Source organism: Malaciobacter marinus, assembly GCF_003544855.1.
Lineage (GTDB): Bacteria > Campylobacterota > Campylobacteria > Campylobacterales > Arcobacteraceae > Malaciobacter > Malaciobacter marinus.
In genome coordinates this window covers 2,387,502-2,406,855 of record NZ_CP032101.1, presented here as the reverse complement: position 1 = coordinate 2,406,855, position 19,354 = coordinate 2,387,502, and the positions used below count along the sequence as shown (strand labels likewise).

18 protein-coding genes and 4 tRNA genes are annotated in these 19,354 nt (G+C 28.3%); 14 read left to right on the top strand and 8 right to left on the bottom strand.

Annotation, left to right across the window (positions count from 1 at the left end):
• Window positions 1-15: 15 nt before the first annotated feature.
• Complete coding sequence (locus AMRN_RS11705; RefSeq protein ID WP_099310484.1) at window positions 16-525, bottom strand: peptidylprolyl isomerase; 510 nt, start codon at window positions 523-525, stop codon at window positions 16-18.
• Window positions 526-601: 76 nt separating this feature from the next.
• Complete coding sequence (locus AMRN_RS11700) at window positions 602-2,461, bottom strand: peptidoglycan D,D-transpeptidase FtsI family protein (RefSeq protein WP_099310483.1); 1,860 nt, start codon at window positions 2,459-2,461, stop codon at window positions 602-604.
• Between the two features lie 28 nt (window positions 2,462-2,489).
• On the opposite strand from AMRN_RS11700, the gene AMRN_RS11695 reads away from it, so the two are divergent.
• Together AMRN_RS11695 and AMRN_RS11690 are read left to right on the top strand one after the other, a co-directional pair.
• Complete coding sequence (locus AMRN_RS11695) at window positions 2,490-3,719, top strand: FtsW/RodA/SpoVE family cell cycle protein (RefSeq protein WP_099310482.1); 1,230 nt, start codon at window positions 2,490-2,492, stop codon at window positions 3,717-3,719.
• The gene (locus AMRN_RS11690) at window positions 3,716-4,747 is read left to right on the top strand and encodes a UDP-N-acetylglucosamine--N-acetylmuramyl-(pentapeptide) pyrophosphoryl-undecaprenol N-acetylglucosamine transferase (RefSeq protein WP_099310481.1); all 1,032 of its coding nucleotides are present in this window, start codon (window positions 3,716-3,718) and stop codon (window positions 4,745-4,747) included. The genes AMRN_RS11695 and AMRN_RS11690 overlap by 4 nt, the downstream gene beginning before the upstream one ends.
• On the opposite strand, the gene AMRN_RS11685 is transcribed toward AMRN_RS11690, so the two are convergent.
• A complete protein-coding gene (locus AMRN_RS11685; protein ID WP_099310480.1) occupies window positions 4,709-5,494 on the bottom strand; it encodes an undecaprenyl-diphosphate phosphatase in 786 nt (261 codons plus the stop codon). The genes AMRN_RS11690 and AMRN_RS11685 overlap by 39 nt on opposite strands.
• Entirely contained in the window at window positions 5,494-6,156 is a 663-nt protein-coding gene (locus AMRN_RS11680) for an MqnA/MqnD/SBP family protein (RefSeq protein WP_099310479.1), read from the bottom strand. Before AMRN_RS11680 ends, AMRN_RS11685 begins: the two co-directional genes overlap by 1 nt.
• Window positions 6,157-6,222: 66 nt before the next feature.
• Between AMRN_RS11680 and AMRN_RS11675 the strand changes: the two genes are divergently transcribed.
• From AMRN_RS11675 to glnA, 5 genes are all read left to right on the top strand, one after another.
• Entirely contained in the window at window positions 6,223-6,444 is a 222-nt protein-coding gene (locus AMRN_RS11675) for a MoaD/ThiS family protein (protein ID WP_099310478.1), read from the top strand.
• A gap of 3 nt (window positions 6,445-6,447) precedes the next feature.
• Complete coding sequence (locus AMRN_RS11670) at window positions 6,448-6,891, top strand: molybdopterin synthase catalytic subunit (protein WP_099310477.1); 444 nt, start codon at window positions 6,448-6,450, stop codon at window positions 6,889-6,891.
• A 2-nt stretch (window positions 6,892-6,893) separates the two neighbouring features.
• Window positions 6,894-8,144, top strand: coding sequence for a GGDEF domain-containing response regulator (locus tag AMRN_RS11665; RefSeq protein ID WP_099310476.1), 1,251 nt, complete (start codon window positions 6,894-6,896; stop codon window positions 8,142-8,144).
• Complete coding sequence (locus AMRN_RS11660; protein ID WP_099310475.1) at window positions 8,141-8,941, top strand: histidinol-phosphatase; 801 nt, start codon at window positions 8,141-8,143, stop codon at window positions 8,939-8,941. Before AMRN_RS11665 ends, AMRN_RS11660 begins: the two co-directional genes overlap by 4 nt.
• 104 nt (window positions 8,942-9,045) lie before the next feature.
• Window positions 9,046-10,473, top strand: coding sequence for a type I glutamate--ammonia ligase (glnA, locus tag AMRN_RS11655; RefSeq protein ID WP_099310474.1), 1,428 nt, complete (start codon window positions 9,046-9,048; stop codon window positions 10,471-10,473).
• A gap of 63 nt (window positions 10,474-10,536) precedes the next feature.
• Here the strand turns inward: glnA and AMRN_RS11650 are convergent, their stop codons facing one another.
• Genes AMRN_RS11650 through gpmI form a run of 4 tightly spaced genes read right to left on the bottom strand, consistent with a single transcriptional unit; the run spans window position 10,537 to window position 15,108 of the window.
• Window positions 10,537-12,540 carry a penicillin-binding protein 1A gene (locus tag AMRN_RS11650; protein WP_099310473.1) on the bottom strand — a complete coding sequence of 668 codons (2,004 nt, stop codon included), beginning with the start codon at window positions 12,538-12,540 and terminating at the stop codon, window positions 10,537-10,539.
• A 1-nt stretch (window position 12,541) separates the two neighbouring features.
• The gene (locus tag AMRN_RS11645; protein WP_191282131.1) at window positions 12,542-13,240 is read right to left on the bottom strand and encodes an ATP-binding cassette domain-containing protein; all 699 of its coding nucleotides are present in this window, start codon (window positions 13,238-13,240) and stop codon (window positions 12,542-12,544) included.
• 2 nt (window positions 13,241-13,242) lie between these two features.
• Window positions 13,243-13,623 carry a response regulator gene (locus AMRN_RS11640; RefSeq protein WP_099310472.1) on the bottom strand — a complete coding sequence of 127 codons (381 nt, stop codon included), beginning with the start codon at window positions 13,621-13,623 and terminating at the stop codon, window positions 13,243-13,245.
• A gap of 9 nt (window positions 13,624-13,632) precedes the next feature.
• Window positions 13,633-15,108 carry a 2,3-bisphosphoglycerate-independent phosphoglycerate mutase gene (gene gpmI, locus AMRN_RS11635; RefSeq protein ID WP_099310471.1) on the bottom strand — a complete coding sequence of 492 codons (1,476 nt, stop codon included), beginning with the start codon at window positions 15,106-15,108 and terminating at the stop codon, window positions 13,633-13,635.
• Window positions 15,109-15,202: 94 nt separating this feature from the next.
• On the opposite strand from gpmI, the gene mraY reads away from it, so the two are divergent.
• From mraY to tuf, 7 genes are all read left to right on the top strand, one after another.
• Complete coding sequence (gene mraY / locus AMRN_RS11630) at window positions 15,203-16,264, top strand: phospho-N-acetylmuramoyl-pentapeptide-transferase (RefSeq protein WP_099310470.1); 1,062 nt, start codon at window positions 15,203-15,205, stop codon at window positions 16,262-16,264.
• A gap of 24 nt (window positions 16,265-16,288) precedes the next feature.
• Window positions 16,289-17,464 (top strand): UDP-N-acetylmuramoyl-L-alanine--D-glutamate ligase, encoded by a 1,176-nt coding sequence (gene murD / locus AMRN_RS11625; RefSeq protein WP_099310469.1) that lies wholly within the window; start codon window positions 16,289-16,291, stop codon window positions 17,462-17,464.
• 38 nt (window positions 17,465-17,502) lie between these two features.
• Window positions 17,503-17,578: transfer RNA gene (locus tag AMRN_RS11620), tRNA-Phe, on the top strand.
• A 13-nt stretch (window positions 17,579-17,591) separates the two neighbouring features.
• Window positions 17,592-17,669: transfer RNA gene (locus AMRN_RS11615), tRNA-Thr, on the top strand.
• Window positions 17,670-17,728: 59 nt separating this feature from the next.
• A tRNA-Tyr gene (locus tag AMRN_RS11610) sits at window positions 17,729-17,813 on the top strand.
• A gap of 11 nt (window positions 17,814-17,824) precedes the next feature.
• Window positions 17,825-17,901: transfer RNA gene (locus AMRN_RS11605), tRNA-Gly, on the top strand.
• Window positions 17,902-18,144: 243 nt separating this feature from the next.
• Complete coding sequence (tuf, locus tag AMRN_RS11600) at window positions 18,145-19,353, top strand: elongation factor Tu (protein ID WP_099310468.1); 1,209 nt, start codon at window positions 18,145-18,147, stop codon at window positions 19,351-19,353.
• Window position 19,354 lies beyond the last annotated feature (1 nt).

Sequence of the window (19,354 nt, the reverse complement as noted above, 5' to 3'; positions counted from 1 at the left end):
TAGTATATATTATAATTAGTTTTTATCTTCTTTAATTTCAATAGAAATAATTTTATCATCTTGAGAAATATTATCAAGTGTTTCAAAACTTGATTCATCATTATCTTCAATTTCTCCAAACACTGTATGAACACCATTTAAATGAGGACAACTATCAAAACAAATAAAGAATTGACTTCCTCCAGTATTTGCTCCTGCGTGAGCCATAGATAAACTTCCTTTTTTATGAACTTGTTTATCTGCATTTGTTTCACAAGCAATAGCCCAATCTGGTCCACCAGTTCCTGTTCCATTTGGACAACCACCTTGTGCCATAAATCCTTTTATTACTCTATGAAAAGTTAGGTTGTTATAAAAATCATCTTTTGCAAGTGTTGCAAAGTTTGCAACTGTATTTGGTGTCTCTTGATTAAATAGTTTAAGCCAAATAGTTCCTTTTTCTGTAGAGATTTTAGCATATTTGAAACTATCCATTTCTTCTTGTGAATAGTTATACTCTTTTAGTTCTTTTGAAAAACCAAACATATATTTCCTTTAAGTTATTATTTTAGTAATTAAACAAGGAATTATATCTATTTATTTTTAAAGTTCAATAACTAAATTATTCGTTATCTTTTTTTAAATAGTTGAGGCTTACCATATTATTAATAATTTCTTTAAAAACAGGAACAGCTGATTGAGCTGCATAATAATAGTACCAATATCTACCTCTTGAATTTGGCCTAAAAACTGTAACTCCAATTGTATAAGAGTTTTTTTTATCATTTACAAAACCAAAAAAAGATGAGATATACTCCCTTTGATAATTTCCTTGTCTTGCTACTTTTGCAGTTCCTGTTTTCCCTCCAATTTCAAGACCTTCTATTTGTGCGCTTCTTCCTGTACCATGTGTCACGGTTTTAACAAGCATTCTTTTTACTTCTCTTGCTGCTTCTTTTGAAACCACTTTTTCTTTTAATATATCATCAGGTTTGTATTTACCTGAATCCATTTCTAAGTATGAAACAATTCTTGGAGTTATACTGTATCCATCATTGTTAAAAACAGTAAATGCTTTCATGATTTGCATAAAAGTAGAAGTCATACCTTGTCCATAAGATACTGTTGCTTTATAAGCATTGTCTTTATCTTTATCTTCGCCTGCTGCTAGTTTATACACAGGAGGCATTTTACCAACTTTTTCATATGGAAGATCAATACCTGTTTTTCTTGTAAATCCAAATCTTTTATATCCTTCATATATTTCTGCACCTTTTAATCTTTGTGCTAATTGTAAAGTACCAATATTTGATGAAAATATAAAAATATCATCTAATGTTAAATAATGTTTTTTAAATCTATGATCATCTTTGATATAAAATCTATCAATTTTGTATCTTCCTTTTCTGTACTCACCTTTTGAGTTTGCTTTTCCTTCATTATATGCAAAAAACAGTTCATCTTTTTTAACTCTATTTTTATCTAATACTAAAGCAATTGCCATAGGTTTAATAACAGAACCTGGTTCAAATTGATATTCTATTGCATTTACATTTAATGATGGAATATCTTCTTGTTTTATACTTTCAGGATTAAATCTATTTGATGATGCAAGTGAAAGTACTTCGCCTGTTTTATTATTCATTATTGAAACTACTATTTCTTGTGCAGTTAATTTCTTTTTGTGTCTATCAAGTATCATTTCAATATTTTTTTGAAGTTTTAAAGGAATGTTTAAAACTAGTTTTGCTCCATCTTCTCTTTTTTTTATAATTGAGTCTTTGTTAAATGATATATATGAAAGAACATCACGATTACCTTTTAAAATACCATCTTCTGTTTTGTTTAAAATGGTATTGTATTTTTTTTCTAAACCTTTAATTCCTTTAACTTTTGTTTTTGCATCATCTGTTTCAAATTTTGTTATATATCCTACAACTGGTGTTAGAGTATTTTTATATGAATAAATTCTTTTTTCACCACTTTCTATAATACTCAAGCCTCTTAAAATTCTTCCTCCATCAATTTTTATTGCTTTAAAAACTTTTAATCTTCTAAGTTTAAAACCTAACTCTTTTAGGTTTTTTGCTGTTCTTGCATCAATATTATATGATAAAACTAAATTTCCTGGTTTGTACTTTATAGATCTATCAACTTTTCTTTTTAATTTAGAATAAGAAATATCGCTATAAATAGAGAATAGTTTTAAAAATAACTCTTTTTTATCAAGATCTATAAATCTTGTATCAATTGATGCTTTATACAATTTTTTAGATGAAGCAATTTTAAAATTATCAGCACTTACTATATCTCCTCTTACTGCTAACTCTTTTTTTGAACTTTGTAAAGAAGGCAATCTTCTTTTATCTGTTATTGTGTTAGCTACAGAGAATACTAAAATTATTAGAAATAATAAGATTAATAAAAATAAAATTACAATTTTTTTTGTTTTATTAATATTTTCGATTTTTTTTGAAGTCATATTTATCCATTATATATTATAATAGGGGATGAATTTTAGCACAAATAAGATTAAACCCAAAAAACAAAGTACAAATATTCAACCAGATTATATACTTTTCTTACTAGTATCTATTTTGATTATATTAAGTATCATATTTTCATACTCTTTAACTATTTATACAGTTGAATATTTTGGATATAACCAATTTCACTTTTTTCTAAGGCAGTTACTTGTTGGAACACTTTCAATTTTTGTAATGTGGACACTCTCTTTGATACATCCAGATAAAATTGTTGGAATTGTTGGGATGTCTTTATTTATTATATTTTTTTTACTAATGGCTGTTATGCCCTTTCTTCCCTCAAGTTTAGTAACAGAAAGTGGAGGAGCTAATAGATGGATTAGACTTCCTGGTGTCTCTTTATCTCCTGTGGAGTTTTTTAAAGTTGGATTTATTTATTTTTTATCATGGTCTTTTCATAGGCGTGTTATGGTAATGCCAAAAAAAATGACTTTAAAAGATGAACTTTTTTTATTGGCTCCATATTTTGGAGCTTTTTTACTTGTGGTTTTTATTGTTGCCTTTTTACAAAAAGATTTAGGACAAGTTGTACTTTTAGGTTTAATATTAATTGTACTTTTAGTATTTGCAAATAGAAGTTTTAAAGTTTTTTTATCTTTAGGTGCTAGTGCTTTAGTAGCTTTTATTTTATTAATAGTATCAGCTCCCCATAGAATTAATAGAATTTATTCATGGTGGGCTATGAATCAAGATGGAATATTAGCAATTATGCCCCATTGGGTTGATAATTATTTAAGAATAGATGAATTACCAGAACCTTACCAAGTTTCACACTCTTTAAATGCTATACATAATGGAGGTTTTTTTGGTCAAGGTATATCATTAGGAGATATTAAATTAGGGTTTTTATCAGAAGTTCACACAGACTTTGTTTTAGCTGGCATTATGGAAGAAATAGGTTTAATAGGATTGTTATTTATTATAATAATTCTTTTTTCTATTGTATGGAGAATATTTATAATTAGTAGAAGAGTAGATAACCCAATTTATCATCTGTTTTCATTGGCTATTGCACTTATGATAGTAATTGCTTTTTTGATTAATTCATATGGTATTTCAGGAATAATTCCAATTAAAGGTATAGCAGTACCATTTTTGAGTTATGGAGGTTCCTCAATGCTTTCCATGGCAATATCAATAGGTTTAGTTTTATCAATTAGTAGAACAGTAAAAAAGGAGAGAAAAAGTAAATGAAAGGAACAGTAGTAATAACAGGTGGAGGAACAGGGGGACATCTAAAAGTTGCTAAAGCATTTGTTGATGAGTTTCATAAAAGAGGCATATCTCCAATATTTATTGGATCTACAACAGGTCAAGATGAACAATGGTTTAAAAATGAAAGAAAAGTAAAAAAAGCATTTTTTCTAGATACAAAAGGTGTCGTAGATAAAAATCTTATAGGAAAATCAAAAGCAATCTTTCAAATAGTAAAAGAAGTAAATCATTGTTTAAATATTTTTGATAAAACAGAAGTAAAAACTGTAATTTCTGTTGGAGGTTTTTCAGCAGCACCTGCGACGTTTGCTTCTATATTATCTTTTGCTTGTAAACTTTACATACATGAACAGAATTCTAAAATGGGTAAATTAAATGAAATAACAAGTAGATTTGCAACAGAAATTTTCTCTTCATATCTTGATGATTCAAAGATTAAAGATTATCCAGTATCAAGTGAATTTTTTGATAATGCAAGAGTTAGACATGAAATTGAAACAATTATATTTTTAGGTGGTTCACAAGGTGCAAGAGCAATAAATGATTTTGCTTTAAGTGTTGCTTTAAAATTAGATGAATTAGGTATTAAAATCATTCATCAAACAGGTAAAGCAGATTTCCAAAGAGTAAAAAGCAAATATGATGAACTAAATCTTGATGTTGATGTTTTTGATTTTACTGATGATATCTCAAAAAAAATGAGTTTAGCAGATTTTGCAATAAGTAGAAGTGGAGCATCTACTCTTTGGGAACTTGCAGCAAATTCATTACCCACTTTATTTGTTCCTTATCCATATGCTGCAAAAGATCACCAATATTATAATGCAAAGTTTTTAAAAGATAAAAAGTTATGTTTTGTTTGTAGAGAAAGGAATTTAAAGCCTGAAGTAATTGATAAAATTTTAAAAGCAGATATTAAATCAATGAGTAAAGGATTAATTGATTCAATAGGCTATAACGCCATTGAATCAATAGTTGATGTTATTATTGAGAATAACCAAAAGTAGTATTCCAAAAGCAATTCTATAAATACCAAAACTTACAAAGGTAAAGTTTTCTAAGAATTTTATAAATAGTTTTATTGTTAAAAAAGCAACAAAAAAAGCAACTACAAAGCCTACTATTAGGTTTAATAAGTTTGAACTTTGTAGTAGTTGTTCATGATGTTTTAATAAGTCATATGCAGTTGTTGCACACATGACAGGAAAAGCAAGTAAAAAAGAAAATTCTGCACTTGCTTTTCTATTTAGTCCTACAAGCATAGCACCTATTATACTTGCTCCTGCTCTACTTGTACCAGGGATTAATGCAAAAATTTGAGCAATTCCTATATAAAAAGCTTGCTTAAAAGATACGTCTTCAACATCAGAAACTGTATGCTTACTTTCATCATAAAATCTTTCAACAATTAAAAATATAATTCCACCTACAATAAACATATAAGCAACAATTTCAATTGTAAACATTGCTTTTACATAAGAAGAGAATAAAAACCCAATTGCAGCAATTGGAAGGAATGCAATAAATATTTTAGTCCATAGATTTATATGTTTTGTATTGAATTTATCTGGATAGTTTAATATAACTGCTAATATAGCAGCAAATTGTATTATTACTTCATATGCTTTATTTATACTATTTTGTTCTAAGTTTAAAAATTCACTTGCAACTATTAAGTGACCTGTTGAAGAAATTGGTAAGAACTCTGTAATTCCTTCTATAATACCTAAGATAATCGAATCAAAAATTGTCATTATTTAATACCTTGTTCTTTTGTTAATTTAAAAAATAGTTTTAATGCACGTTTCTCTTTTATTCCAATATTATAATCTATTTTTGTTAAATATTCTAAGATATTCTTTCTTGAAATTCCAGAACGTTTTTCATATTTTTCTAAAATATATTGAGGGATTTTAGTATGTCTTTTATTGAAATTTTTCATGGTTTTTTTTAATAATTTAGCATTTTTGTTATACGATAATCTTGCAAAAACAAAAGGAAGATTATACTTATCTTGCCATGCTTTTGCTAAGTCAATAAAACCTGATTTGTCATTTTCATGGAAAAATTTCAATGCTTTATCTCCAATAATTACTTGTCCATTCAAATTTAATACTTTTGCAAGTGCATTTGATGTATCACTTTGAAAATCTTTTGAATAAACACCTGGTACTAATAATACTGATGTAACTTCATTTCTTGCAATAATTCCATAATCTAAAGATTTTTCACCTCTTGAAGCAATTGAAGAGATAAATGCAGATTCAACTGATCTTTTTTTAAATTTTTTATTTATTGCAGAGGGATAAGATTTTTTGTATTCTATAATTGCTTTTAATTGATTTGATTTTATATTTTTTTTCATATATACAGTTACAGGTAATAAATTAATAAAATCTATCTTTGCGAACTTCATTTTCTTTTCCTAAAAATTAAATTATTTTAGATATAATATTAAAAAATTGGTAAATAAGGGGTTAAAATGGTTGAAGTAGAATTCTTAGGACCTATAAATAAAGAAAAAATAAATTTAGATATTTCAAATTTATCACAATTAAGTGAAATATTAAAAGATGATGAAAAAATTAGCTTATGGCTAGAAAAATGTGCAGTTGCTGTAAATGATACACTTGTTTCTTCAAAAGATATGACTTTGAATGATGGAGATAAAATCTCTTTATTACCTCCTGTATGTGGTGGGTGAGAAATGCAGAATTTGCAATTATTTGAGGGTAGTTTACCTGTTGAAAGTATAACAAATTCTTGGTACGATGAATTTAGAAACTCTAATTATGGAGCGATTATTACTTTTGTAGGTGTAGTAAGAGATGAAGATAATATTGAAGGTTTGTCTTTTGATATTTATGAACCAATCTTAAAATCATGGTTTGATTCATGGCAGAAAAAAGCAAGTGAAAAAAATGCAATAGTTCTTATGGCACATAGCAAGGGTGATGTTTTAAATCATACTAGTTCATATATTGCTGCTGTATGTTCTCCAAAAAGAAGAGTAGCTCTTGAAATGATTGATGAATTTGTTGAGGATTTTAAAGCAAATGCTCCTATTTGGAAATATGACATAAAAGATGGAAAAAGAGTTTATGCAGAAGATAGAAGTACTCCAATAGATGGTGCTGGTTTGTTGAATTAATTATGAAAAGAATCTTAATTATTGAAGATAGCAAATCAGTTGCAAGTAGTTTAAGTCTTATGATAAAAGAACAGTTTGGATATAAAACTGTTCTTGGTTCATCTGTAAAAGAGTGTGCAAAAATTTTACTTGAGTATAAAGGGAAATTTGATGTTGCTTTATTAGATTTAGGTTTACCAGATAGTGAAAATGGTGAAATTGTAGATTTTGTAGCAAAGTTTAATATCCCTATAATTATTCTTACAGGTTCTACACTTGTAGAAGATGAAATAAAAAATAGAAGTAAGAATATTGTTGATTATGTGGTAAAAGATGGAATGTACTCTTTTAAATATGCACTGTCAGTTATAAATAGAGTTATTAAAAATGAAAAAGCTAAAGTATTACTAGTGGATGATTCTAATACTTTTTTAGAAACAACAAAATCATTAATTGAAAAATATAGATTAAATGTTTTTACTGCTACTAATGGTTTAGAAGCACTAGAAATACTTGAAGAGAATAGAGATATTAAACTTTTACTTACTGATTATTTAATGCCATATATGAATGGTTTAGATTTAGTAAGACACATTAGAAAAAAATATAATAAAGATGAGTTGTCAATTATTGTTACATCCGCAGTAAAGGATAAAAATACTGCTTCAAAATTTTTAAAGTATGGAGCAAATGATTTTTTATATAAAGGCTTTACTCAAGAAGAACTTTTTGTAAGACTTGGAGCTAACTTAGAACTTATTGAACTTTTTGATGAATTAAGAAATAGGGCAAATAAAGATTTTTTAACAAATATGTATAATAGAAGATATCTTTTTAGTAAAGGATTAACTCTTTATGAAAAAGCTAAAGAGAAAAAAGAGAAACTTGCTATTGCATTATTAGATATTGATAAATTTAAATATATAAATGATACATATGGACATGATATAGGTGACATAGCAATAAAAGAAGTTTCAAAAATTTTAAATCAATTTTTATACAATAATGAAATGTTAGTTAGATTAGGTGGAGAAGAGTTTTGTATCTTATTTCATAAAACTGATGAAGAAGAGATATTATCAAAGCTTGAATTGATAAAAGATGAGTTTGAAAATCATACTATAGATTTAGGAATACATAAATTAACATTTACTGTATCAATTGGTTGTAGTTTTACTTTATGTAATTCTTTAGATGAAATGTTGCAAAATGCTGATAAAGAATTATATAAAGCAAAAGATGCAGGAAGAAATCAAATAAGGTATAGAAAATGAGAGTAGATTTACATAATCATACTATTTTATGTAATCATGCACAAGGAAGTGTAGAAGATTTTATAAAAAGAGCAATAGAATTAAAAATTGATTACTATGGTTTTACAGAACATGCTCCTATGAATTTTGATGAAAAGTATAGAATGAAACTTACTGAAAAAGAGTTTTATGAAACAACAATTAAATATTATAAAGAAAAATATATTAATGATATTAATATACTTCTTGGATATGAAGTTGACTTCATGCAAAGTATTCCTATTCTTGATGAAATATTAAGTTCAAAAGTTGATTATCTTATAGGTTCTGTACATTTCTTAGAATCAAAAAATGAAAATACACCTTGGGGATTTGATAATCCAGAGTTTATAGGAAAATATAAAAATAAAGATATTGATTTAATATGGATTGATTATTTTGAAGCAATAAGATTATTGGCTAAAACAGGTCATTTTGATATTGTTGGACATTTAGATTTGATTAAGGTATTTAAGTTTTTACCAACAAAAGATATAAAATTAATAGCATTAGAAGCATTAAAACAAATCAAGAAATCAAATATGACAATAGAGATAAATGCAGCAGGTTTTAGAAAACCAATTAAAGAACAATATCCATGTGTGGAGTTACTTCAATTAGCTTATGAATTAGATATTGATATTACTTTTAGTTCAGATGCACATGCAGTTGATCAAATTGGATATGCTTATGATGAGGTAGTCTTGCTTGCAAAAAGTATTGGATACACTAAATGTACAGTTTTTAGGCAAAGAGAAAAATTATTTGTAGATTTTTAAGGGTTTAAAAAATATCAAACTGTATAAAAAATATACAATTAATTTATTTTCTTTTTTCTTTATTTTGATACAATGAATATAATAATAATTAAGGAGCTATAAACATGGGTAAGTTTGTAAACAATACAGAAGAATTTTTTGATTTTTGTAAAGAAAATGAAGTAGAATTTGTTGATTTTAGATTTTCAGACATGAAAGGTATGTGGCATCACCTTACATATATGATGGATGCAGTAACAGCAGAACAATTAGAAAGTGGAATGCCTTTTGATGGTTCATCAGTTGATGCATGGCAACCAATTAATAAATCAGATATGATTTTAAAGCCAGATGTAGATACTGCATTTTTAGATCCATTTACAGCAGATCCAACAATTATTGTAATTTGTGATGTTTATGATATTTATAAAAGCCAAATGTATGAAAAATGTCCAAGATCTATTGCTAAAAAAGCATTAACTCATCTAAGTGAGTCAGGTGCTGGTGATGTAGCTTACTTTGGACCAGAAAATGAATTCTTTGTATTTGATGATGTAAAAATTAGAGATGACATTAATGAATCTTATTATAGAGTTGATACAGAAGAGGGATGTTGGTCTGATGATACAGATTACGAAGTAGGAAACACAGGTCATAGACCAAGAACAAAAGGTGGATATTTCCCAGTTCAACCAACTGATTCTATGGTTGATTTAAGAGCTGAAATGATGCAAGTATTAAAGCAAGTTGGACTTGAAGTAGTACTTGGACACCATGAAGTTGCACAAGGTCAAGGTGAAATTGGAATTGTATTTGGAGATTTAATTGAAGCAGCAGATAATGTACAAAAGTATAAATATGTTGTAAAAATGGTAGCACATTTAAATGGTAAATCTGCAACATTTATGCCAAAACCATTATTTGGTGATAATGGAAATGGAATGCATGTTCATCAATCAATTTGGAAAGATGGGAAAAACTTATTTTACAAAGAGGGTGAGTATGGTAACCTTTCAGAAATGGCTAGACATTATGTTGGGGGAATTTTTAAACATGCAAGAGCAGTTGCAGCATTTACAAACCCATCAACAAACTCTTACAAAAGATTAGTTCCAGGATTTGAAGCACCATCAATTTTAACTTATTCTTCACAAAACAGATCAGCTTCTTGTAGAATACCTTATGGAGCTGGTGAAAAAGCAACAAGAATTGAAATGAGATTCCCAGACTCAACTGCTTGTCCATATTTAGCTTTTGCTGCAATGTTATGTGCAGGTTTAGATGGTATCAAAAATAAATATGAACCTATTGGTCCAATGGATGATGATTTATATGAACTGTCTTTAGATGAAATTAGACAAAGAAAAATTCCTCAAATGCCACATACTTTAAGAGGATCACTAGAAGCGTTAATTAGAGATAATGAGTTCTTACAACCAGTATTTACTCAAGATATGATTGATATTTATCAACATTATAAATTTGAAACTCAAGTTTGGCCAGACGAAGCTAGACCAACAGCATTTGAATTTAAATCAACATACTCTTGTTAATAAAAAATAAAAAATATAAAAGATAAAAGGCTTGAAAGTTTAACTTTCAAGCCTTTTTTTTTATTAAAATTGTATCTGATTTTCTTTTGGAATATCAATTGAGTTAGTAGGCAATTTTGATGTGTTAGTATAATACTCTTTTTTACCATTAATAATAGAAGTTCTTACTCCATCAGGTTTTTCAAACTCTCTTTTTATTTCTGGATGGAGTTTTAAGTAGTTTTTATAGAAATATTTAAATGCTGGAATTGCCGCAATACCACCTGTTTCACTTCTTCTCATTGGTACATTATTGTCATTTCCAAACCATACAATTGTTTGAATAGATGGTGAAAAGCCACAAAACCAAGCGTCGATATTATTATTTGTTGTTCCAGTTTTTCCAGCAAGGTCAAGTCCTTTAACTTTTGATCTTTTCCCTGTCCCCCTTATTACTGTATCATGCATTATATCTTTTGTCAAAAATGCTTGTTCTGGGCTGATAACATATCTTTTTTCTGGTTCAAAATTAATAATTGTTCCATTTCTATTTTTTATTGAATTAATTATATAAGGTTTAACTTCTGTACCATTATTTGAAATAATTGAGTAAGCTTGTGATAATTCAAATGGAGAAATAACAAATGAGCCTAATGTTATTGTTAAATCATAAGGCATATTCTTGAATCCATAATCCTTTAAAGTATTATAAACTATATCAATTCCAATATCTGTTACTAGATTAATTGTTGCAAGGTTTCTTGAATAAAGTAATGCTTCTCTTAAGCTAATTAAACCTTTATATCTTCCTCCATAATTTTTTGGTTTCCATTTTTTTGTTTCATCTGAATCTTCAACTTTATATTCATATGTTCTACTAATATCAGCAATTTTTGTTGCAGGTGAATATCCCATATTTAAAGCAGCTTGATAGATAAATGGTTTGATTGCAGAACCTGCTTGTCTTTTACTTTGAACTACTCTATTAAAATTGGAATCTTTATAATTAAGACCTCCTACCATTGCTAATATTTTTCCTGTATTATTTTCCATTGATATAAATGAACCATTTAAATTTTTTACAAATCTATCTTCACTTAATTCATTGCCTTTTTCATCATACTCTTTTTCAATGCCTCTTTTTTTATTTAAGTTTCTAAAATATTCATCTCTTTTTAAAATCTTTTCATGTGCTTTATTAAGTCCTTCTTTTGCAATTCTTTGTGCGTCTAAATCAAGTGTTAGATTTATTTCATAACCACCTGTTTTTATATCTTTAACTTCATCTTTTAATGTTTTTAATACATAATCAACTATATATGGTGCTTTATTTTGAGTAAGTGTTTTATCATATATTTTAGGAGTACTTTTCATAGCTTCTTCATACTCTTTAGCGTTTATCCATCCTAATGTATTCATTCTTTGTATAACTTGATTTGCTCTTGCTAATGAAAATTTTAAATTTCTAGTGGGATCATAAAAGCTTGGAGCTCGTGGAAGTCCCACTAATATGGCAATCTCTTTTAAGTTTAGTTCATATAACTCTTTATTAAAATAACCTCTTGCTGCTGTTTTTATACCATAATAACCATGACCAAAATAGACTTGGTTTAAATATCTTTCTAAAATCTCTTCTTTTGAAAGAACTGTTTCAAGTTTTAAGGCAAGTAAAACCTCTTTGATTTTCCTGATTATTTTCTTTTCTCTTGTTAATATTAATGTTTTTATAAGTTGTTGTGTAAGCGTACTAGCTCCCTCAACTAATGCTCCAGCTTTAATATCTTTTATTATTGCACGACTTATTGCATCAAGATTTATTCCATTATGTTCAAAAAAATGTGTATCTTCAATAGCAACTAATCCTTCAATTACTCTTGCAGGTATTTCATCATAGTTTACATATAATCTATTCTCTTTTGAAAATAAGTTTGAAATTAATTTTCCATCTTTATCAAAAATTTGTGTTGTTAATCTTGGATTGTAATTAATCACTTTGTCAAGCTCAAATCTTATATGTGAATACAAATACAATAGCCATGCACAAATTGCAAGTCCTATTATTGTAAAAAAGCTCAAAATATATTTCATATTATTTCCTAAATTCTCTAGTTTTAAAATTAGATTCAATTAAAGTTTTTGTATATTCATTATTTGGATTTTGTAAGATTTCTTGTGTTTTTCCATCTTGTACAATCTTACCTTTTCTTATAATAATCATATTTTCACATAAATCTTTAATTGAAGCTATATCATGCGTGATAAATAGTAATGTTAAATTAAACTCTTTTGCTAATTGTTTTATTAAGTCAATTATCAATTTTTTGTTTTTTTCATCAAGTGCAGTTGTTGGTTCATCAAGAAGTAATAGTTTTATTTTTTTACTTATTGCTATTGCTATAACTACTCTTTGCAATTGTCCTCCACTTAATTGGTTTGGAAATCTTTCTAAAATCCATGAATCAAGACCAACTTTTTTTAAAGCTAAAAGCATTGATTCTTTTTTACAAAAAAATTGATTTTTTATTTTTGTCATTGGTGAAAGTGATGTAAAAGGATTTTGTGGAATAAAACCAATATTATCATAATTTAATTCAAAATCTGAAGTATAATCAAAATCTGCAGATAAGTTTTGAGGAAGAAGATTTAATATAGTTTTTAGTGTCAATGATTTTCCACTTCCACTTTCACCTATTAACGCAGTGTTATTTGTTATGTTAAAATTCAAATCTAATAATGTATCTTTTTTTAATTTTATTTTTAGTTTATTTATATTTATTATTTTAGACATCTTTATACTAATTCATTTATTTTGTTTATTAATGAAATAAAATTAATTGGTTTTGAAAATATAGCATTTACTAATTTTTTATCTTCTTCTTTTAACTCTTCTTCATATGCTGTTATAACTACTATTGGTGTTTTAGAATCTTTTTGTCTTAATTTTTTGATAAATTCATTTCCATCCATATAAGGCATTCTAATATCAGTTAAAATTAAATCAGGTTTATTTTTATCATAATGTAATAAAGCTTCACTACCATTGGAAGCTAGGTCAATATTGTTTACAACCATTTTAAAAGTTCTATGCATTATATTTATAATATCTTTACCATCTTCAACTATTAGTATATTCAACTTTTTTAAATCTGCTTTAATTTCATCTAATGCCATTTTATACCTTTAAATTAATGGAGTATCCATTTCATTTGGAATTTCTAGTTTCATAAGTTTTAAAACAGTTGGAGCAATATTATTTAATCCTCCTGTATTTACTTTAGAAACATCATTTGCTAAAACAAAACAATACACATCTCCAACAGTGTGATTTGTTAATGTTTTTCCATCTTTATCTTTCATCTCTTCACAATTTCCATGATCACTTGTCAAAATTAAATTATAACCTTTTTCTTTTGCTTTTTCAATTATTAAACCAAGCTCTTTATCAACAGCTTCCACAGCCTTTACTGCTGCATCGTATATTCCAGTATGACCAACCATATCACCATTTGCAAAATTTACAACAATAAAATCATTATTTTCATCCATTGCTTTTCTTACAGTTATTGAAACTTCTGGTGCACTCATTTCTGGCTTTAAGTCATATGTAGCTACATTTGGTGAAGGGATTAATACTCTAGTTTCATTTTCAACGGGTTCTTCAACACCTCCATTAAAAAAGAATGTAACATGAGCGTACTTTTCTGTTTCTGCTGTATGAAGTTGACTTAATCCTGCACTTGAAATTACATCTGCAAGGGTATTTTTAGGTGTTTGTTTAGGATATAAAACTGGAATGGGAGTGTTTTTATCATATTGAGTCATTGTTGCTAAATTTAAATTTAGATTTTTTCTTTCAAATTCATTAAATTCATCTTTTACAAAAACAGATGAAATCTCTCTCATTCTATCACTTCTAAAGTTACAAAAAATAATTCCATCATTATTATTGATTCCTTCAAATGACTCAAATGCAGTTGGCTCTATAAACTCATCAAAAATCTCATTTTCATAAGAGTTTGCTAAGTAATCTAAAATAGTTTTTGAAGTTTTTGGTTTTGCAAATGCCATTGCATCATAAGCTTTTTTTACTCTTTCCCATCTATTGTCTCTATCCATTGTATAATATCTTCCAGAGATTGTAGCAATTATAATATTTTCATTGCATATAGCGTTGATTTGTTTAATGTATTTTTCTGCACTATTAAAAGATACATCTCTTCCATCTGTAATTATATGAATAAAAACTTTTTTATTAAAAGAGTATGCAATCTTAGCCACTTCAATAATATGATTTATATGTGAATGAACTCCCCCATCACTTACTAAACCAAGAAGATGAATATCATTTGAAGTTTCAATAGTATTTTTTAAAATTTCATTATCTTTTAATGTATCATCTTTAATAGCTAAATTTATTTTTACTAAATCTTGATATAAAACTCTACCACTACCAATTGTCATATGACCTACTTCACTATTTCCCATTTGTCCATTGGGAAGTCCAACAAAACTTCCATGTGTGTGAATTAAAGAGTAAGGAACATTTTCAAATAAATAATCATATGTGGGAGTATTTGCATTTGCAAATGCATTATATTTATCAGAATTATTGTGTCCAATTCCATCTGTAATTACAAGAATAGTCTTTTGTGTCATTTCAAACCTTTTTTATTTTCCAAGTAAAAATTTATCTAAATATTTGGTAATATATAATATAATCGCTCGATTATATCCAAACTAAGGTTTAATTTTGTTTTACTGGTTTTATAGACACCTAGACATTAATATTTTTCAGTATATCTCTGTTCGAGCAGGAATAGGTTTTTTTATATCATTTTTTTTAACTATGTATTTTTTACCAAAATTTATTAGGTGGGCAAAAGGAAAGAAAGCATCTCAACCAATCTATGAATATGCCCCTGATTCTCATCAAACAAAAATAGGAACACCAACTATGGGTGGTTTAGTTTTTGTATTTTCTACAATTATTGCTACAGTTTTAACTATTAAGTTAAATAATTTTTATGTGGTAGGTGGATTACTTACTTTAGGTCTTTTTTCATTAATTGGAATAAAAGATGACTATGCAAAAATATCAAATATGAAAAATGATGCAGGTTTATCTGCAAGAATGAAACTATTATTGCAAATTGTTTCAGCTATTATTATAGTAGCAATTTTATATTTATATGGACACACTACTGAAACTTATACACCATTTTATAAATTGCCTTTATTTGATATTGGCTTTTATATTACATTTTTTTGGATTTTAGTTATTATTGCTGCTTCAAATGCTGTAAATTTAACTGATGGATTAGATGGTTTAGCTACGGTTCCTTCAATATTGGCTTTTTTTACATTATCTACAATTATTTATATTACAGGGCATGCAATATTATCTTCATATTTGCTATTGCCAAATATTAAATTAACAGGTGAACTTGCAATATTAGGTGCTTGTATGATTGGTTCACTTATAGCATTTTTGTGGTATAACTCGCACCCTGCACAAATTTTTATGGGAGATAGTGGTAGTTTACCAATTGGTGCTTTTATGGGCTATATGGCAATAGTTGGAAAATCTGAAATTCTTCTACTGTTAATTGGATTTATTTTTGTTTTAGAAACAGTATCTGTTATATTACAAGTTGGTTCATATAAACTAAGAAAGAAAAGAGTTTTTCTTATGGCTCCTATTCATCATCATTTTGAACAAAAAGGTTGGAAAGAGAATAAAATCATCGTAAGATTTTGGATAATATCATTTATGACTAATTTAATAGCATTAATGAGTCTTAAAATTAGATAACAAATATAGTTAAGGTAATCGTAAATGAAATCAAGTGAAAAAATAAGAGTTCTTGGAAAAGGAATTACAGCACAAGCTATTAGTGAAAAGTTTGATAATGTAACACTTTATGATGATAATAACTTTAATGACTATGATATTAATAGTAATGAAATAACAATTGTTAGTCCTGGAATACCTCCTTTTAATGAAATGGTAAAGAATTCAACTAATATAATAAGTGATTATGATTTTTTATATGAAGATATTCCCTTTTCAATATGGATTAGTGGTACAAATGGAAAAACTACTACAACACAGATGTGTCAGCATTTATTAGAAGAGTATGGAAGTGTGGCTGGTGGAAATATTGGAACACCAATTGCTAAATTGGATAAGAACTCTAAAATATGGATTTTAGAAACTTCATCTTTTACCTTACATTATACAAATAAGGCAAAACCAAATCTTTATATACTTTTGCCTATTAGTGAAGATCATATAACATGGCATGGTAGTTTTAAAGAGTATAAAAACAGTAAACTTAAACCTCTTGATTTTATGAATGAAGGGGAAATAGCAATTGTTCCTAAAGAGTTTGAAAAATATAAAACTAACGCAACTTTAATTACATATGATAACAGTGATGAACTAGCAGAAAAACTAAATATTGATAAATCAAAAGTAAATTTTAAAGAACCATTTTTATTAGATGCTATATTAGCTTTGGCATGTAAGAAGATTATTTTTGATGAATGTGATTATAAAAAAATAAATCTTTTTAAAGTTGATGAACATAAAGTAGAAGAGTTTTATGATAAAAAAAATAGGCTTTGGGTAAATGATAGTAAAGCAACAAATATTGATGCAACTATGAATGCTTTAAAGTCGTATGAAAATAAAAAAATACATTTAATCTTAGGTGGAGATGATAAAGGTGCGAACATAGAACCATTGTTTGCTTCTTTAAAAAACAAAAATATAGAAATTTATGCAATAGGAAGTAATTATAAAAGAATATTTACTCTATCACAGAAGTATTTACTTAAGTGTAACAAAACAAATAACCTTGAAAATACAGTAAAAAAAATAGATGAAAAATACCAAGAAAACGATGTTGCAATACTATCACCAGCAGCTTCATCTTTAGACCAATTTAAGTCATATGCACATAGAGGAAAACTTTTTAAAGAACTTGTATATAGTTTAAGCAAATATTAATAAACTACTGTGTATAATTTCACTCCATTTTACGAAATGGCTCGGTAGCTCAGTTGGTAGAGCAAAGGACTGAAAATCCTTGTGTCGACGGTTCGATTCCGCCCCGCGCCACCATGTAATTTAGGACGCTGGTGTAGCTCAGCTTGGCTAGAGCAGCTGATTTGTAATCAGCAGGTCGGGGGTTCGAGTCCCTTCACCAGCTCCATTTATTGTCGTGCGTAGTCTTTAAAAGATCAGCGCTTGACCAGATTAATAATTTTCAACGGTGAGGTTGGAGAGTGGTCAAATCCAGGAGACTGTAAATCTCCCGCCTATGGCTTCGAAGGTTCAAATCCTTCTCTCACCACCACGCAAATGATTGCGGGAGTAGCTCAGTTGGCTAGAGCTTCTGCCTTCCAAGCAGATTGTCGCGAGTTCGAGTCTCGTCTCCCGCTCCATTTATTTATTGATACTGGGAGCTGAGTTATAAGCACATGTATATAACTCTGAATATGTAATCTCCCTGTAATCTTTTTTTTGATATAATGCAAATTTAATTCATACAGCTTAGAAGTTCTGCCTTCTTAAGCACAATTTCTAAGCTGTATGCTATAATAAAAAATAAATATAAACCCTCTGAATAGAGAAGCCTTAGGCTTATCTACTCAGAGGGAATTTTTAAATCTTTAAGGGGAATTTCAATGGCAAAAGAAAAGTTCGAACGAAGCAAGCCGCATGTTAACATTGGTACTATTGGTCACGTTGACCACGGTAAAACTACATTAACAGCTGCAATTTCTGCAGTTTTATCAGTTAAGGGTAGTGGAGAGCTTATGGATTATGATCAAATCGATAATGCTCCAGAAGAAAGAGATAGAGGTATTACAATTGCTACTTCTCATATTGAGTATGAAACTGACAAAAGACACTATGCACACGTAGATTGTCCAGGTCACGCCGATTATGTTAAGAACATGATTACTGGTGCTGCTCAAATGGATGGTGCAATTTTAGTAATTGCTTCAACAGATGGACCAATGGCTCAAACAAGAGAGCACATTCTATTATCTAAACAAGTTGGTGTTCCATATATCGTTGTATTTATGAACAAAGAAGATCAACTAGATGAAGAAGATAGAGAAGAGATGTTAGAGCTAGTTGAAATGGAGATTAGAGAATTATTATCTGAGTATGATTTCCCAGGTGATGACACTCCAATTATCGCTGGTTCTGCATTCCAAGCTTTAGAAGAAGCAAAAGCTGGTAATGTTGGTCCATGGGGTGAAAAAATCGTTGCATTAATGGATGCAGTTGATGAATATATCCCAACTCCAGAAAGAGATATTGACCAAGATTTCTTAATGCCTGTAGAAGACGTATTCTCTATCCCAGGAAGAGGTACAGTTGTAACTGGTAGAATTGAAAAAGGTACTATCAAAGTTGGTGGTGAGATTGAAATCGTTGGGATGAAAGATACTCAAAAAACTACAGTAACTGGTGTAGAAATGTTCAGAAAAGAGATGGAACAAGGTGAAGCTGGTGATAACTGCGGTATTTTATTAAGAGGTATCAAAAAAGAAGAAGTAGAAAGAGGACAAGTTCTTGTTAAGCCAGGAACAATTACTCCACATACTAAATTCAGAGGTGAAGTGTATATCCTTTCAAAAGAAGAGGGTGGTAGACATACTCCATTTTTCAGTGGATATAGACCACAATTTTATGTAAGAACAACAGACGTGACTGGTTCAGTTTATTTACCAGAGGGTGTAGAAATGGTTATGCCTGGTGATAACGTAGAAATGACAGTTGAATTAGTTGCTCCAATTGCTCTAGAAAAAGGTACAAAGTTTGCTATTAGAGAAGGTGGTAGAACTGTAGGTGCTGGAGTTGTTGCAGAAATCATCGAATAAG

What these genes read in the sequence shown, in the direction of transcription:
- AMRN_RS11705 (WP_099310484.1), bottom strand. Translation starts at nt 525, where the DNA reads ATGTTTGGTTTTTCAAAAGAACTAAAAGAGTATAACTATTCACAAGAA.
- AMRN_RS11700 (WP_099310483.1), bottom strand. Translation starts at nt 2,461, where the DNA reads ATGACTTCAAAAAAAATCGAAAATATTAATAAAACAAAAAAAATTGTA.
- AMRN_RS11695 (WP_099310482.1), top strand. Translation starts at nt 2,490, where the DNA reads ATGAATTTTAGCACAAATAAGATTAAACCCAAAAAACAAAGTACAAAT.
- AMRN_RS11690 (WP_099310481.1), top strand. Translation starts at nt 3,716, where the DNA reads ATGAAAGGAACAGTAGTAATAACAGGTGGAGGAACAGGGGGACATCTA.
- AMRN_RS11685 (WP_099310480.1), bottom strand. Translation starts at nt 5,494, where the DNA reads ATGACAATTTTTGATTCGATTATCTTAGGTATTATAGAAGGAATTACA.
- AMRN_RS11680 (WP_099310479.1), bottom strand. Translation starts at nt 6,156, where the DNA reads ATGAAGTTCGCAAAGATAGATTTTATTAATTTATTACCTGTAACTGTA.
- AMRN_RS11675 (WP_099310478.1), top strand. Translation starts at nt 6,223, where the DNA reads ATGGTTGAAGTAGAATTCTTAGGACCTATAAATAAAGAAAAAATAAAT.
- AMRN_RS11670 (WP_099310477.1), top strand. Translation starts at nt 6,448, where the DNA reads ATGCAGAATTTGCAATTATTTGAGGGTAGTTTACCTGTTGAAAGTATA.
- AMRN_RS11665 (WP_099310476.1), top strand. Translation starts at nt 6,894, where the DNA reads ATGAAAAGAATCTTAATTATTGAAGATAGCAAATCAGTTGCAAGTAGT.
- AMRN_RS11660 (WP_099310475.1), top strand. Translation starts at nt 8,141, where the DNA reads ATGAGAGTAGATTTACATAATCATACTATTTTATGTAATCATGCACAA.
- glnA (WP_099310474.1), top strand. Translation starts at nt 9,046, where the DNA reads ATGGGTAAGTTTGTAAACAATACAGAAGAATTTTTTGATTTTTGTAAA.
- AMRN_RS11650 (WP_099310473.1), bottom strand. Translation starts at nt 12,540, where the DNA reads ATGAAATATATTTTGAGCTTTTTTACAATAATAGGACTTGCAATTTGT.
- AMRN_RS11645 (WP_191282131.1), bottom strand. Translation starts at nt 13,240, where the DNA reads ATGTCTAAAATAATAAATATAAATAAACTAAAAATAAAATTAAAAAAA.
- AMRN_RS11640 (WP_099310472.1), bottom strand. Translation starts at nt 13,623, where the DNA reads ATGGCATTAGATGAAATTAAAGCAGATTTAAAAAAGTTGAATATACTA.
- gpmI (WP_099310471.1), bottom strand. Translation starts at nt 15,108, where the DNA reads ATGACACAAAAGACTATTCTTGTAATTACAGATGGAATTGGACACAAT.
- murD (WP_099310469.1), top strand. Translation starts at nt 16,289, where the DNA reads ATGAAATCAAGTGAAAAAATAAGAGTTCTTGGAAAAGGAATTACAGCA.
- tuf (WP_099310468.1), top strand. Translation starts at nt 18,145, where the DNA reads ATGGCAAAAGAAAAGTTCGAACGAAGCAAGCCGCATGTTAACATTGGT.